A 15970-nucleotide genomic window follows, 5' to 3' on the forward strand; every position below is an offset into this window, starting at 1 on the left:
ATTCCGAGGGCGGCAGAGGGCCGGCAGGCCGTGATGCTGCGCCGGGCCAGGCCGGTGTTGCGCCATGGCAGGGGGGGGCCGTGGCCAGGAACCGTATTGCGCAGTCCGGGGCCGGGAGCCGCCCTCGCCAGGACGGCGGGAGCAGGAAATGGTGGCGAGGAAACCACACTTTGCGGGCGTGTGTCGCGGTCTGCCAAGCGGGGTTGTGCGTGCCTGATGGCAGGACGAGTGTCTGCTGACCTGGCCTGCACAGGCCGGTGCGCTTCAGTATGATACGTATTTTCGCTGCCTGACTGGCAGTAAACCGGACGATGCGGTGACGGGATGGCTGATAAGAAATGGTTCCGGAAGCGGGGCCGATGGGTGGCAGTGGCGGGAGGGCTCCTGTTGCTCGGGTGGTGGTTGTGGCCAGGCTCGGAGAATGACGCCAGCTATGTGACGGCCCGCATGGCGCGGGGCGATATCCAGAGCGAGGTGCTGGCCAGCGGCGTGCTTGAAGCTGCCGAGCAAGTCAGCGTGGGCGCCCAGGTGTCGGGCCGGATCGAGTCCTTGAAAGTGAAGCTGGGCGACCCGGTACAGAATACGCAGCTGGTGGCCCAGATTGATTCCTTGCCGCAGCAGAATGCCGTGCGCAAAGCGACGGCGGCATTGGAACTGGCGCAGGCCCAAGTGGCCGTGCAGACGGCGCGTTTGCAGCAGGCGCAACGTGATTATGAGCGCCAGCAACAGCTGGCGCGTACCGGTTCCGGCACGCGGGAAGGGCTGGACCATGCGAGGTCGGCGCTGGATGTTGCGCAGGCCGAGCTGGTGCAGGTCAAGGCGCAGCTGGATCAGGCCAGGGTGGATATCGACAGTGCGCGAGTGGATCTGAGCTATACGCGCATTACATCACCTATGGACGGCGTGGTCGTGGCCATCGTGGCCAAGGAAGGGCAGACGGTCAGCGCGATGCAGCAGGCGCCGACCATCATCAAGGTCGCAGCCTTGGATTCCATGACGGTCAAGGCGCAGATATCCGAGGCGGACGTCGTGCGCGTGAAGCCGGGCATGAACGTGCGCTTTTCCATCCTGGGGGAACCGGGCAAGGAGTATCGCGCCACGTTGCGGGCGGTTGAACCGGCGCCGGAAGCCTTGATCATGAAGGATGATTCCCATGCGGTGACGTCAGGCACATCGAGTACCAGCGCTGCGGTGTACTACAACGGGCTGTTTGATGTCGATAATCCGGAAGGCGCTTTGCGTATCGGCATGACGGCCAAGGTCGGCATCGTGTTCGAGGAGGCCCAGGATGTCTGGCTGTTGCCGTCGGCGGCGATTCTGCGCCGTGACGGTGCGGGCAGCGCCGTGGTGCGGGTGCTGGATGCGCAGGGCAAGCCCGTGGAGAAAACCGTGCGCGTGGGGATGGATAACAAGGCCCATGTGCAGATTCTTGAGGGTTTGTCGGAAACCGACGAGGTGATCGTCGGGGAAGCCGCGCGTCGTTCGGGCGGTGGCCTGAAAGCGCCGCACGGCCCGCCAGGAGGCCGCTAAGTGGGCGCGTTGCTGGAACTGGACGACGTCTGGCGCGAATTCAGCGCAGGCGAGGAAACCGTGGCTGCGCTGCGCGGTGTTTCCCTGCGTATCGAAGCGGGCGAAATGCTGGCAATTGTGGGCGCATCGGGGTCGGGGAAATCGACCCTGATGAATGTGCTGGGGTGCCTGGATCGCCCCAGCCGGGGCAGTTATCGTGTGAATGGCCGCGATACGCGGCTGATGGATGCCGATGAGCTGGCGGGGTTGCGTCGCGAACGGTTCGGTTTCATCTTTCAGCGCTACCACCTGTTGCCGGCGCTGGATGCGCAGGCCAATGTCGAAATTCCGGCCGTCTATGCCGGGGCGGGCAGCAGTGAGCGCAGCGCGCGTGCGGCGGCCTTGCTGCAGCGCCTGGGCATGGGCGACCGGATGACCCATCGTCCGGCCCAGCTGTCCGGCGGGCAGCAGCAGCGCGTGAGTATTGCCCGTGCATTGATGAATGGCGGCGAAGTGATTCTGGCCGATGAGCCGACCGGGGCGCTGGACACCCATTCCGGCCGCGAGGTCATGGATATCCTGAAGGCGCTGAATGCGGCCGGGCATACGGTCATCATCGTGACCCATGATCTTGGTGTGGCGGCCAATGCCCGGCGCATCATCGAAATCAGCGATGGCGCGATCGTGGCCGATCGCCTGGTGGCAAGTGCTGCCGACGGCGCGGCATCAGCGGCGGCGGATATCGCAGCGGCAGCCACCCCGGGGGCTGCCGCTGCCGCGCAAGAGCTGCTTGATGACGCAGCGGTGCCAGGTATCCGGCTTCCGCAGGAAGCAGCGGCCGCGCTGCCGCCGCTGACCCGCCGCCAGGGCGGCGGCTGGCTGGCCCGTTTTGCCGAAGCGATGCGCATGGCGCTGGTTTCGCTCAATGCGCATCGCCTGCGGGCAGCACTGACCATGCTGGGCATCGTGATCGGTATTGCCGCCGTGGTGTCCGTCGTGGCGCTGGGGCAGGGAACGCGGGAAAAGGTGCTGAGTGACATCACTGCCATGGGCACCGATACCATCCAGATATTTCCGGGGCAGGGCTTTGGCGATGAACGGGCGGGCGAAATCCGCACGCTGGTTGGCGCAGATGCAGAAGCCTTGGCCGGACAGCTGTATGCCGATAGCGTCACGCCTGAGGTCAGTCAGGCGGTCGGGCTGCGCTATGGCAATGTGGCGCGCCTGGGCATGGCGGCCGGCGTGGGGGAGCAGTACTTCCGCGTCAATGGCTTGAGCTTGCAGACGGGCCGGATTTTCGATGGCGATAGCATCCGCGCGCTGGCGCAGGAAGCCGTCATAGATGGCAACACCCGCCGCGAACTGTTCGGCGATGAGGATCCGCTGGGCAAGACCATGTTCCTGGGGCAGCTGCCGGTGCGTGTGATCGGCGTCGTGGCGGAAAACGACGGCGTGTTCAATGGCATGGGGGGCGAGAACCTGCGGGTCTGGATTCCCTATACGGCGGCCATGGCGCGCCTGACCGGCAGCCAGTCCTTGCGCAGCATTACCGTGCGCGTGGATGATGCGTTTGCCGTCGAGGATGCCGAACGGCAGATCATCGCCTTTCTGGAGCAGCGCCATGGTGTGCGGGACTTCTTTACCTTCAATATGGATTCCATCCGGCAAACGGTGGAGCGCACCACGCGTGCGCTGACCTTGCTGATTTCCACGATCGCACTGATTTCGCTGATTGTGGGCGGCATCGGCGTGATGAACATCATGCTGGTGTCGGTCACGGAACGTACTCGGGAAATCGGGGTGCGCATGGCGGTCGGCGCTCGCCGGGCGGACATCATGCGGCAGTTTCTGATCGAAGCCGTGCTGGTGTGCCTGCTGGGCGGTCTGGCAGGGATTCTGCTGTCGCTGGGATTGGGGGAATTGGTGCGGCGCGCGGGCATCGGGCTGGAGATGATTTACTCGGTGCCGGCCATGCTGACCGCTTTTGCCAGCGCGACGGCCATCGGTGTGGTGTTCGGTTTCCTGCCGGCGCGCAATGCCTCGCGGCTGGATCCGGTGGAGGCGCTGGCGCGGGATTGACGGGCCGTGGGAAAATAACGCCATGAACGATATTGCACAGCAGGCGCAGGCGGGCGAGGCCGATCCCGTCAGGCGTTTCGGCGGTCTGGACCGCCTGTATGGGCCGGGTGCGCTGGCGCGCTTGCAGGCCAGCCATGTTTTGGTGGCCGGCATCGGTGGCGTGGGTTCCTGGGCGGCGGAAGCCCTGGCACGTTGCGGCGTAGGTGCGCTGACGCTGGTGGATCTGGACCATGTGGCCGAGTCCAATGTGAACCGTCAGGTGCATGCCTTGAGCGGTACGCTCGGGCAGGCCAAGATCGAAGCCATGGCCGATCGCATCCGTGGCATCAATCCTGCATGCCGGCTGACGCTGGTGGATGATTTCGTCGCGCCGGACAATGTCGAATCCTTGCTGGCGTCGCGCCCGGATGCGGTGCTTGACTGTACCGACCAGGTGGCGGCCAAGATCGCCATGGCATTGGCGTGCCGGCGTTTGGGTTTGCATTTCCTGATGTGTGGCGGGGCTGGCGGAAAAACCGACCCGCTGGCCTTGCGCTCGGGCGATTTGTCGCGTGCCAATCATGATGCCCTGCTGGCCAAAATCCGCAACAAACTGCGGCGTGAGCATGGCTATCCGCGTGCGGCCGTCGTGGCAGGCAAGGCGCCGCGACGTATTCCCAATATGGGGGTAGCCGTTCTGTGGCTGGAGCAGCAGGCCATTCTGCCGGCAGCCTGGGCACAGCAGGATGGCGTGGCCTGCGCAGCGGACGGCGCCAGTGCCGCTCCCCAGGGTTTGTCTTGCGCGGGCTATGGGTCTGCGGTCATGGTAACGGCAGCAATGGGCATGGCGGCCTCCAGCCAGTTGGTGCAGAAGCTGTTGTCGTCTCCCGGGCAGGCGTCCGGGCGTTCAGGGCGTGTGCACGAACCGGGTGCTGGCAAGGCTGACGTCAAACCAGCCCCGTAGGGCATTGGACAGGCGAATGCCCTGCGCGGTGTTCAGATCGTGGCGGCTGAGTGTGCGTTCCTGGACGGCGCCGCTTTCCAGCAGGGCACTGCGCTGCACGCCGGGCAGCAAACCGCTCTCGACAGGCGGGGTGTACCATTTGCCATCGGCCAGGCGCAGATAGACATTGCTGCGGCTGCCTTCGCAAAGTTCGCCGCGCTGGTTGAAAAACAGCACATCGAAGAGGTCTGGATGTTGCGCCAGCCAGGTGCCCGCCGGGGTATAGACAGGCCGGTGCGTGGTTTTATGGCGCAGATAGGGTTCGTCGGCATCCAGCAGGGTATCTGAGAGCCCGACTTGCAGATGGGCGTGCTGGGGCGGCAGCGGCGAGGTTTCTATGGTGTAGAGGCCGGTGCGCCAGAGCAGCAGACGCAGCCGGTGGATTTCACCGGGCAAGGATTGCGCGCAGCGCTTGAGGGCGCCGCCAATATCACAGACCGGACAGACATAGCCCAGCAACTCGGCCGACGCCCGCAGCCGCCGCATGTGCAGCGCCAGCAGCGGGATACTGCCGTCAGGTTCCGTGCGCAGAGTCTCTATCAGTTGCGGCATGTCGTGGGCCCGGCGTAGGGGTTGTACGTGCCGACCAGCGTGACAGCACGCTGTCGTCGCGGCAGGCATCCAGGAGCAGGCGCGCCTTCCAGAGGCATTCTTCCCATTCCATTGCGGCATCCGAATCATGCACGATGCCGCCACCCACATGATAGGCGCCTTTGCCCGGCGTCGTCGATACCAGGGTGCGGATGGCGACATTGAGCGAGCAATCGCCGCCGGGCGCGATCCAGCCGATGCTGCCGCAGTAGATGCCGCGCGGCCAGGGCTCCAGTGCGCGAATGTGCTGCATGGCAGCGATCTTGGGCGCCCCGGTGATGGAGCCGCAGGGGAACAAGGCGCGCAGCAGGCGGCCCAGCGGCAGTTGCGGCGCGCTGGCGTGAATGGTGGAGGTGAGTGTCCAGACCGAGGGGTAGCGTTCCAGCTCGAACAGGGGATCCACGCGTACCGAGCCGGTGCGCGCCAGGCGGCCCAGATCATTGCGCAGCAGATCGACGATCATCAGGTTTTCCGCCAGGTTCTTGGCACTGGCACGCAGTTCCTGGCCCAGTGCGAAGTCGGTGGCCGGGTCGGCGTGGCGCGGCGCCGTGCCTTTCATGGGGCGGCAGATCAGGGTGTCGCCCTGGCGCGCCACGAACAGTTCGGGCGAGAAGGACAGCAGGCGGTAGTCGCCGTCCTCGATGTAGGCGGCGTGGGCGCAGGGGTGGCGGCTGGCCAGCTGGCGGTAAAGCGTTTCGGTGTGGCCTTCGAAACTTACATCCAGCGGCATGGTGTAGTTGATCTGATATACATCGCCCTGGGCGATGCGCGTGCGTACGCTCTCGATGCGTTTCAGGTAGTCGGCACGTGCTTGTCGAGGCGTGATGGCCGTGATGCCGGCGGCGCGGCCAGGGTCGGGTTGCCAGGGGGCTTCCCGCCGGGCCGAGTCGAATATCCAGGCGCGCAGCCTGGGGCCGCCAGGCTGGCGCGCAGTGGGGGTGTTGGCCGCCGGGGATGCCGCCGGGTTCAGGCTGGGCTCCAGCCACTCGCCCAATTCGTAATCCAGCGCCAGGGCGATCCACTTGCCCGCTGCGCTGGCCGCATCCAGCAGCGCCAGGGTGTCGTCCAGCGTGGCCGCGCTGGCAACCGCCAGCCGTTGCGGCTCTCCCTCCATGACCAGCGCGCTGCCGGTCTGGCGGTCTTCAAAACGGCAATGCATCAATGCGTCTCCCGATGCTGCGCCAGCACCCTGCCAGTGTGGGAGTAGGCCTGCGCCGCGACCAGTTGCGAAGGCATGCCCTGTACGACCAGTTCGCCGCCCTGGTCGCCGCCTTCCGGGCCGAGGTCCAGCACCCAGTCGGCCTGGGCGATCACATCGAGATTGTGTTCGATGACCACGACCGTATTGCCGGCATCGACCAGACGGTGCAGCACATCTATCAGCTTTTCTACGTCCGCCGTGGAGAGCCCGACTGTCGGCTCGTCCAGCACATACAGTGTGTGCGGCGCGCGCGATGCCCGGCCGGTGCGGATGACACCGGCATCCATGCGCGCCTTGGCCAGTTCTGTCACCAGCTTGATGCGTTGCGCCTCGCCGCCCGAGAGCGTGGGCGAGGGCTGCCCCAGTGTCAGGTAGCCCAGGCCGACATCCTGCATCAGTTGCAGCGGCCGGGCGATGCGGGGATGCGCGGCGAAGTAGCCGATGGCGTCATCGACTTCCAGGGCCAGGACTTCGCCGATATGCTTGCCGCGAGCCTGCACCGACAGCGTATCGAGGTTGAAGCGCTGCCCGCCGCAGGCGTCGCAGGGAACCTTGATATCCGGCAGGAAGCTCATTTCGATGGTACGCATGCCCTGGCCTTCGCAGACCGGGCAGCGGCCATCACCGGTATTGAAGCTGAAACGGCTGGCGTTCCAGCCGCGCAGGCGGGCTTCGCGGGTGTCGGCGAAGAGCTTGCGGACTTCATCCCAGAAACCGACATAGGTGGCCGGGCAGGAGCGCGGGGTCTTGCCGATGGGGGTTTGATCCACTTCCAGGACGCGGTCGATCTGTTGCCAGCCTTCTATGCCCTGGCAATGGCGCCAGGCGCTGAAGCCGGGGTCGGCGGCAGCCAGGGCGAGCGTCAGGTTGTCGCGCAGCACATCGCGGGCGAGCGAAGATTTGCCCGAGCCGGAGACGCCGGTGACGACATTCAGGCGGCCCAGCGGGAAGCGGGCGCTGACGTCTTTCAGGTTATGCAGGCGCGCATCGCGCACCAGGAGCGCTGGCGTGGCGCCATCGACCGGGCGACGGGCTTCGGCCGGTGCGGGCAGCGGGTGGGCGAGGAAGCGGCCAGTCACTGAGCCTGGTGCGGCCATGATGTCCGCCAGCGTACCGGTCGCGACGACGGTGCCGCCGCGTACTCCGGCGCCTGGCCCGATGTCGATGACATGGGCGGCACGCCGGATGGTGTCCTCGTCATGTTCGACCACCACCAGCGTATTGCCGTTGCCTTCCAGGCGTTGCAGCGCGTCGAGCAGAATGTGATTGTCGCGCGGGTGCAGGCCGATGGTGGGTTCGTCAAGGATGTAGCACACGCCCTGCATGTTGGAGCCCAGCTGCGCCGCCAGGCGGATGCGTTGCGCTTCCCCGCCGGAGAGCGTCGGCGCGCTGCGATCCAGGGTCAGGTAGCCCAGGCCGACCTCACGCATGAAGCGCAGCCGGGCCCGGATTTCCGCCAGGATGTCGCGGGCGACCTCGGCGTCGCGGCCCGTCAGGTTCAACTGCTGGAAGAACTGATGAGCCTCGTTGACCGACATGGCAGCCAGGTCGGCAATGCTGCGATCCTGCCAGCGTACGGCGAGGGCAATGCGGTTCAGGCGCTTGCCGTGGCAATCCGGGCAGGTGACGGCTTCGCCATCGGCTTCCGTCCAGGCCAGTTCTTCGCCGGTGGCATCGGCATCAAACCCTTTGATGATCACGCCAGTACCAAAGCAGGTAGGGCACCAGCCATGTTTGGAGTTATAGGAGAACAGGCGCGGGTCGAGTTCCGGGAAGCTGACGCCGCTGATGGGGCAGGTGCGCTTGGTGGAGAACACGGCCTGCTGCAACGGCCGGGCGATGTCGCGCCGCGCTGGGTCCAGCGGCCAGACCAGCGTCATGGTGCCCTTGCCGTGATCCAGCGCCGCCTGAACCGCTGCCCTCAGCTGTGCTTCGGCCGTGGCATCGACCTGCAGGTCGGCGACGGGCAGCTCGATGGTGTGTTCCTTGTAGCGATCCAGGCGTGGCCAGGGGCGCACTGGCGTGAATTCGCCATCCACGCGCAGGTGGGTATAGCCTTTGCCGGCTGCCCATTTGGCGAGATCGGTATAAAAACCCTTGCGCGCCTGCACCAGCGGCGCCAGCAGGCCGACCTGCTGGCCGCTGTGGTCCTGCAGGATGCGCGCGACGATCTGTTGCGGGCTTTGTGGCACGACCGGCACGTTGTAGTCGGGTGAATACTGCACGCCCAGCTTGACGTACAGCAGCCGCAGGAAGTGATGGATTTCCGTCATGGTGGCGACGGTGGATTTCAGGCCGCCGCGGCTGGTGCGCTGGGCAATCGCAACCGTGGGCGGAATGCCGAAGATGGCATCGACATCCGGCTTGCCGGCGGGCTGTACCACGGCGCGGGCATAGGCATTGAGTGATTCCAGGTAGCGGCGCTGGCCTTCGTTGAACAGAATATCGAAAGCCAGCGTGGATTTGCCCGAACCCGAAACGCCGGTGATGACGGTAAAGCGGTCACGCGGGATATCGACGCTGATATCCTTGAGGTTATGTTCGCGCGCGTGGAGGATCTCGATGGCGGCATGCGCGGGCGCGGCCTGGTAGCGCGCCATGGGTTCGGCCACGGCCAGCGCGGCGCCAGGAGACGGCACCGGCGCCAGCGGCACGGGGGCCAGCGCCTGCTGGTCTTCGCGCAGCGCAACGCCGGTATGCGAGCGTGGGTTGTCCATGAGTTGCGCAGGCGTGCCCACGCCCACGACTTCGCCGCCCAGATCGCCGCCCTCCGGGCCGAGGTCGATCAGCCAGTCGGCAGCGCGGATGACATCCAGGTTGTGTTCGATGACCAGCAGCGTGTGTCCGGCATCGAGCAGCTTGCGGAAGGCGCGCATCAGGCGGGCCACGTCGTCGAAGTGCAGGCCGGTGGTGGGTTCGTCGAACAGGAACAGGCTGCCTTTCTTGGCAACCTTGGCCGTGCTGATCCCGCCGCGGGCGGCTTGCGCCAGGTGGCCGGCCAGTTTGAGGCGCTGGGCTTCGCCGCCCGAAAGCGTGGGAACGGGCTGCCCCAGCTTGACGTATTCCAGGCCCACATCCACCAGCGGCGCCAGGCCGGTCTGCACATCACGCAGCCCTTTGAAGAATTGGCTGGCTTCATGCACCGTCATGTCCAGCACTTCGTCGATGGAGGCCTCGCGGCCCAGGTGCGAGAGCTTGACCTCGCGGATTTCCGGGCGGAAACGCTTGCCATCGCAATCCGGGCAGCGCAGGTACACATCCGACAGGAATTGCATTTCCACATGTTCGAAGCCGGTGCCGCCGCAGGTCGGGCAGCGCCCGTCGCCGCTGTTGAAGCTGAACATGCCGGGGGTATAGCTGCGTTCGCGCGATAGCGGCGCCAGGGCGAACAGCTTGCGGATGGCATCGAAGGCGCCGACATAGCTGGCCGGATTGGAGCGGGCCGTTTTGCCGATGGGGGTCTGATCGACCATCACGACGTCGGCCAGCTGTTCCGCGCCCAGCAGCCGGTCGTGTTCGCCCGGTGCTTCGGTCGGGCGGCCGAAATGTTTGAGCAGCGCCGGGTACAGGACGTCTTGCACCAGGGTGGATTTGCCCGAGCCGGAGACGCCGGTAATGCAGACCAGGCGGCCCAGCGGAATGTCCACGGAAATGTCTTGCAGGTTGTGGGCGCGTACGCCTTCCAGCAGCAGCCGGGGTGTATTGGCCGCGACGGCCATGGGGCGTGGCGCTTCCACGTGGCGCCGCCCGCCGAGGTAGTCGCCCGTCAGGGTAGCGGCCCGGCGCAGGGCGTCAGGGGGGCCGTCGAAGACGATATTGCCGCCGCGTTCGCCCGGGCCGGGGCCGATATCCACGATGCGGTCGGCGGCCAGCATGACCAGCGGGTCATGCTCGACCACGGCCAGGGTGTTGCCGGCGTTGCGCAGCCGGTGCATGACTTCGACAATGCGGTGCATGTCGCGCGGGTGCAGGCCGATGGACGGCTCATCCAGCACGAACAGCGTGTTCACCAGCGAGGTGCCCAGCGCCGTCGTCAGGTTGATGCGTTGCACTTCGCCGCCGGAGAGCGTACGGCTCTGGCGGTCAAGGGTGAGATAACCCAGGCCGACGTCACAGAGGAAGCGCAGACGGGCGTTGATTTCGTCCATCAGCAGTTCCATGGCGGCATCCAGCCCGCCTTCGAAACGCAGATCGAGGAAGAACTGACGCACCCGGCTGATGGGCAGGCGCATCAGGTCGTGGATGGACAGGCCGGGCAGGGCGTCCAGCTGCGCCTGGCTCCAGCTGGCATGGGTAGGCAGGAAACGGCGATAACGCGGATCGGTGCCAGGCAGGACGGCCTGCGCGTCGGCGGCGCTGCCCACGCGCCAGAGCAGGGCATCCTGCTTGAGACGCGACCCCTTGCAGGCCGGGCAGGTGGAATAGCTGCGATATTTGGAAAGCAGCACGCGCACATGCATTTTGTAGGCGCGTGATTCCAGCCAGTCGAAAAAGCGCTGCGCGCCATACCACTGGTGCTTCCAGGCCTGATTGCCGCCTTTCCAGTCAGGGTCGCCATGCAGCACCCAATGGCGTTCGTGGTCGCTCAGGGCTTTCCAGGGGACGCCCAGGCGCACGCCAGCAGCAGGCGCGTATTTTTCCAGGTCATCCTGGCATTCCTTGTAGCTGGCGGTCTGCCAGGGGCGTACCGCACCTTCGCGCAGGGTTTTGCTGCCATCGGGAATCACCAGATCGTTGTCGATGCCGATGACCCGGCCGAAGCCGCGACAGCTTTCGCAGGCGCCCAGCGGGGAATTGAAGGAGAAGGTGCTGGGTAGCGGTTCGCTGTATTCGATCCCGCTGTCAGGGTCGCTCAGGCGGTCGCTGTAGCGCCAGACGGCGGCGTCTTCGCCGTTGTCGTCCAGCGCATGGACGGCCAGATGGCCACGGCCCATGCGCAAGGCGGTTTCCAGGGCTTCGGCAATACGTTCGGGCTCCGCGCCGGAAAGACGGAAGCGATCCTGGACAACCTGAAGAATGCGTTGTGCTTCGGCGGCCTGGGCCCGCTTGCCCTTGCCGGCCTTGGCCGCCTTGGGCGGCTCAGCCTGGGGGGCGGCCGGGTCGGACGCCAGCGCCGGGCCGTGCACCCGCGTATAGCCCTGGCCTTCCAGGAACGCCCGGACTTCCTCTTCGGAAAAATTCGCCGGAACCGGCAGCGCGAAGGTGATCACCAGGCGCGGGTCGCCGGCTGCAGCAGTGCGTTCGCGCAGCGAGGCAAGGATGGTCGTGGGGTTGTCGCGCACGACAGGACGGGCCGTGACCCGGTCGAACAGCTGGCTGGCGCGGGCAAACAGCAGTTTCAGGTGATCGTTCAGCTCGGTCATGGTGCCGACCGTGCTGCGTGAATTCCGTACCGGGTTGGTCTGGTCGATGGCGATGGCGGGCAGGATGCCCTCGATGCGGTCAACCTGGGGTTTGTCCATGCGGTCAAGGAACTGGCGCGCATAGGGCGAGAATGTTTCGACATAGCGCCGCTGGCCTTCCGCATAAAGCGTATCGAAGGCCAGCGAGGATTTGCCGGAGCCGGATACCCCCGTGAACACCGTCAGTTCTCCGGTGTGCAGCACAAGGTCGAGATTCTTCAGGTTATTCTGGCGTGCGCCAGTAATGCGGATGTCGGAGCTCATGGCGGAACGAGGGTAAGGGACGCTTCCAGTTTACAGCGAGACCAGCAATTTCGACTGTAAAAATAAACAGTAATCTGGGCTGGAAAGCGACAGGGATGGGGGCAGCTATAGATTTCTTGCCAAAGTTGAGGCACGGCTAAATGTCACAAGTTCGCCGGCCTGACTACAATCGCTGCGCTGCCATCGGGGCGAGGTTCCGCTGGTTTTCGGCCATGGGCCGACATGGCGCCGGGACAGGGGTTCCGGGCGCGCCGGTTTTCCATCATTTTTCACGTCTTAAGGATTCGATATGAAATGCAGCCGTCTCTGGTTTGTGCTGTCCGCCGTTGCCGGTGTTCTGGGGGTGCTCATGGGCTCCATCAAGGCGCATGGCCTGGCTTCCTTTGTGCCTGAGGAAAGCCTGCAGGCCGCTATCGTATCCATGAGCTCCGCCGTGGAATACAACATGTTCCATGCGCTGGCCCTGTTGGCTGTCGCGATCTGGTTCCGCGTGGGCAATCCGAGCCGTTTCGCCGGCGTGGCGGCCATCTGCTTTGCGCTGGGTGTTCTGCTGTTCTCCGGCCTGATCTATTTCAACACGCTGAACCAGGCCCGCTTCATGCCCAATATGGTGCCGGTCGGCGGCATGTTCTATCTCTTCGGCTGGATCTTCATTGGTCTGGCCGGCCTGCGTGGCGGCAACGCAGTTAAGGCGGGCTAAGCCGGACGGCACTTGCCCTCCATAGGGGGAAGCGGCAGGTACGCAGGGGCGTCGGGCGCGATAGAATGCCTGACCAGGCACCCAAGTGGCAGCGGCGGTTCCCGTGCTGCGCACGCGGTGCCCATACCGCGCCTCAGGCGCGCTGTATGGTAGCGGGGAGCGTCGGCGCGGGTCGGCCAGCTGCTCGCTATTGCCCCGACAGAACGCCTCCAGGGGTGACCCTGGAGGCGATTGATTTTGGTGCCGCCGAATGACCATCAATAAAAGAGTGAGTCGCTTCAACCCCGTCAGCGAAGAGTTCGTCAAAGAAGACTTCCCTTTCTACTGGGTCGCCCGCCTGAACAATCTGTATGTGCAGCGCATGGAAAAGGCCTTGCGTCGGGTGGGAGCGGATGTCCCGACATGGCGGGTGCTGTTCATCCTCAAAGAAAACGGCACTTCCAGCATGTCGGAAATCGCATTGCATGCGGTAGCCAAGCTTTCTACCATCACTAAAATCGTTTATCGCATGAAGGCCGATGGCCTGGTGGATACCCAGACATCCGCACAGGATGGCCGTGTCACGATCGTCGCCCTGACCGAACGCGGCAGCCAGATGATTGCCGAGATGCGGGATGCGACCACCCAGGTATTCGCACAAGGCTTCAGCGGCCTGTCGTCGGTGAAGATTGCCCGCCTGAACCAGATGCTCGAGCAGATGTTCAATAATCTGAATGACGCCTGAGGGCGGCTGCCGCTTGTCTGCGGATCCGGGCGGCAAGGCCGGACCGCGCTTTGCCATGGTTCTGCCATGGCGACGTTTGTGGGGCGCTGGCGGCGCGCCACAGGAACCCCGGACGCATCATTCGGCGGCAAGCGTGGCAGAATGACGGGCTTGGCATGAAAATCCGGCAACCGGCCATGGGGCTGCTGCCTGCTTATCGGAGAATGAAGATGAAAAAGCAACGCATACTGTGCGGCCTGCTGGCCGGCTTGTTCCTGGCCGCCGGGGCGCAGGCCCAGGTCAAGGTCGGGGTCGTGACGTCTTCCTCGGGGCCGGTGGCGATGGTGGGGATTCCGCAGAAGAACACCATAGAGCTGATGCCGACCCAGGCAGGCGACCTGACGATTGAATATATTTCCCTGGACGATGCCAGCAATCCCACGGCGGCGGTCACGGCCTACAAGAAACTGATTGCCGACGGCGTCGATGCCATCATCGGCACCAGCGGTACGCCCAGTTCCCTGGCCGTGATTCCCGTGGTGGCCGAAGCCGGCGTGCCGATGCTGGCGCCGGTCGGCAGCGCATCGGTGATCCAGCCGATGACGGAACAGAAAAAATGGGTCTTCAAAACCACGCAGAACGATGATGTGATCGCAACGGCGCTGGTGGATCATATGGTGCGTTCGGGCGTGAAGACGCTGGGCTTCATCGGCACCGCCGATCCCTACGGCGAAAGCTGGCTGGCCGTCATCAAGGATCAGGCCGGCAAGGCCGGCATCGAGATCGTCGCGACGGAAAGCTTCCAGCGCCAGGACACTTCGCTGACGGCGCAGGCCATCAAGTTGATTGCCGCCAAGCCCGACGCCATTCTGGTGGGTGCGCCTGGCAGTTCCTCGGTGCTGCCGCAAACCACGCTGGCGGATCAGCGCTATCGTGGCCAGATTTACCAGACCCATGGCGCGGCCCTGAATGATTTTCTCAAGCTGGGCGGCAAGAAGGTGGAAGGCACCATCCTGGCCGCCAGCCTGATGCTGGTGATGGATGAAGTGCCGGATACCCATCCTTCCAAGGCCGTGGCCCGGCAATACATTGACGCCTACAAGGCTCGCTATGGCCAGGAGCCGGCCACCTTCGGCGCCAATGTCTATGACGCAGGCCTGCTGCTGCAAGCGGCCATTCCCGTTGCGGCCAAGGCCGGGCAGCCCGGTACGCCGGCGTTCCGGCAAGCGCTGCGCGATGCGCTGGAACAGATCCGCGAGTTGCCGGCGACCCAAGGGGTGTACAACATGACGCCGCAGGATCACAGCGGTTTTGATGAGCGTGGCCGCGAGCTGATCACGGTCAAGGATGGCGCCTGGCATCTGGTGCGGGACTAAAGCGCGCCATCATGCGCCGGCCCGGTGTCTGGGCCGGCCATCCGTGAAACTCCAAGCGCGCCCGCCACGACTGCCGGGAGCAGCGGCGGACGCGATTCCATCCTGATGATATGTTGAATCCGCAAATCATCGTCCTGCTGGGGCAGGACGGTATCAGCAATGGCGCGATCTATGCCCTGGTAGCGTTGTCCATCATCCTGGTGTTCTCCGTGACCCGGGTGCTGTTGATTCCGCTGGGCGAATTTGTCGCTTTCAGCGCCTTGACCATGGCGGCGATCCAGTCCGGCCAGACTGCCATCGGCTGGCTGGTGCTGGCCATGGCGCTGTTGGCCGCCCTGGCGGACGCCTGGGATTTGTGGAAGCAGCGGCACCGGCGTCGCCGGCCACAGGCACGCCGCGCGCTGTGGCGGCTCTGTACGATGCCGGTCTATGCGCTTGCACTGCTGTTGCTGTTGCAGTACTTGCCGCTGGCGGCCTTGCCCATGGGTGTCCAGGCTTTGCTCACGCTGGCGGCCATCACGCCGCTGGGGCCATTGATGTACCGGCTGTTTTTTCAGCCGGTGGCGCATGCCTCCGGCCTGCTGCTGATGATTATCGCCATTGCGGTGCATGTCAGCCTGGTGGGCGTGGGTTTGCTGGTGTTCGGGCCGGAAGGCATGCGCACCGAGCCGTTTTCCGAGGAAGGCCTGGATCTGGGCATGGCCTATATCAATAGCCAGACCCTGTGGGTGCTTGCGCTGTCGGCCATCGCCATCAGCGCGCTGTATCTGCTGTCCACACGCACTTTGTACGGCAAGGCGCTGCGCGCGACGGCAGTGAACCGCATGGGCGCCCAGCTGATGGGTATCTCGCCGCTGCTGGCCGGCCGCATCAGTTTCGGCCTGGCCGCTTTTCTGTGCGCCCTGTCGGGGATCATGATTGCGCCGCTGACCACGCTGTACTACGACTCTGGTTTCCTGATCAGCCTCAAGGGCTTTGTCGGTGCCATCATCGGCGGGCTGGCAAGTTACCCGATGGCGGCCGCGGGTGCCATCGTGGTTGGTCTGGCCGAGGCATTTTCCACGTTCTGGGCCAGCAATTACAAGGAAGTCATCGTTTTCACGCTGATCCTGCCGTTCCTGCTTTGGCGTTCGCTCAACAGCCGCCAAGAGGAGGAGCACTGA

General features: G+C 64.8%; 10 protein-coding genes. 7 read left to right on the top strand and 3 right to left on the bottom strand.

Annotated features, from left to right (window positions below; genetic code table 11):
• The first annotated feature begins 324 nt into the window (after positions 1–324).
• The 3 genes from ACNA1V_RS14495 to ACNA1V_RS14505 are packed head-to-tail and all read left to right on the top strand — an operon-like array spanning position 325 to position 4531.
• Complete coding sequence (locus tag ACNA1V_RS14495; RefSeq protein ID WP_415834314.1) at positions 325–1530, top strand: efflux RND transporter periplasmic adaptor subunit; 1206 nt, start codon at positions 325–327, stop codon at positions 1528–1530.
• Positions 1531–3588: a MacB family efflux pump subunit gene (locus ACNA1V_RS14500; protein WP_415834315.1), complete on the top strand. Its 2058-nt coding sequence runs from the start codon at positions 1531–1533 to the stop codon at positions 3586–3588.
• 22 nt (positions 3589–3610) lie between these two features.
• The gene (locus ACNA1V_RS14505; protein ID WP_415834316.1) at positions 3611–4531 is read left to right on the top strand and encodes a tRNA threonylcarbamoyladenosine dehydratase; all 921 of its coding nucleotides are present in this window, start codon (positions 3611–3613) and stop codon (positions 4529–4531) included.
• Here ACNA1V_RS14505 and ACNA1V_RS14510 read toward each other — a convergent pair.
• Genes ACNA1V_RS14510 through uvrA form a run of 3 tightly spaced genes read right to left on the bottom strand, consistent with a single transcriptional unit; the run spans position 4475 to position 12028 of the window.
• Positions 4475–5122 (bottom strand): aminotransferase class IV family protein, encoded by a 648-nt coding sequence (locus tag ACNA1V_RS14510; RefSeq protein ID WP_415834317.1) that lies wholly within the window; start codon positions 5120–5122, stop codon positions 4475–4477. The genes ACNA1V_RS14505 and ACNA1V_RS14510 overlap by 57 nt on opposite strands.
• Entirely contained in the window at positions 5085–6320 is a 1236-nt protein-coding gene (locus ACNA1V_RS14515) for an aminodeoxychorismate synthase component I (RefSeq protein WP_415834318.1), read from the bottom strand. Before ACNA1V_RS14515 ends, ACNA1V_RS14510 begins: the two co-directional genes overlap by 38 nt.
• The gene (gene uvrA / locus ACNA1V_RS14520) at positions 6320–12028 is read right to left on the bottom strand and encodes an excinuclease ABC subunit UvrA (RefSeq protein WP_415834319.1); all 5709 of its coding nucleotides are present in this window, start codon (positions 12026–12028) and stop codon (positions 6320–6322) included. Before uvrA ends, ACNA1V_RS14515 begins: the two co-directional genes overlap by 1 nt.
• Positions 12029–12317: 289 nt before the next feature.
• Here uvrA and ACNA1V_RS14525 point away from each other — a divergent pair, with 289 nt between their 5' ends.
• The 4 genes from ACNA1V_RS14525 (at position 12318) to ACNA1V_RS14540 (ending at position 15970) form a co-directional block, all read left to right on the top strand.
• Positions 12318–12728, top strand: a complete 411-nt coding sequence (locus ACNA1V_RS14525) for a DUF423 domain-containing protein (RefSeq protein WP_415834320.1) — start codon at positions 12318–12320, stop codon at positions 12726–12728.
• Between the two features lie 250 nt (positions 12729–12978).
• Positions 12979–13452 carry a MarR family winged helix-turn-helix transcriptional regulator gene (locus ACNA1V_RS14530; protein WP_415834321.1) on the top strand — a complete coding sequence of 158 codons (474 nt, stop codon included), beginning with the start codon at positions 12979–12981 and terminating at the stop codon, positions 13450–13452.
• 203 nt (positions 13453–13655) lie between these two features.
• Positions 13656–14807: an ABC transporter substrate-binding protein gene (locus ACNA1V_RS14535; RefSeq protein WP_415834322.1), complete on the top strand. Its 1152-nt coding sequence runs from the start codon at positions 13656–13658 to the stop codon at positions 14805–14807.
• A gap of 113 nt (positions 14808–14920) precedes the next feature.
• Positions 14921–15970 (top strand): branched-chain amino acid ABC transporter permease, encoded by a 1050-nt coding sequence (locus tag ACNA1V_RS14540; RefSeq protein ID WP_415834356.1) that lies wholly within the window; start codon positions 14921–14923, stop codon positions 15968–15970.

It is taken from the genome of Kerstersia similis, assembly GCF_965139615.1.
GTDB lineage: Bacteria > Pseudomonadota > Gammaproteobacteria > Burkholderiales > Burkholderiaceae_B > Kerstersia > Kerstersia similis.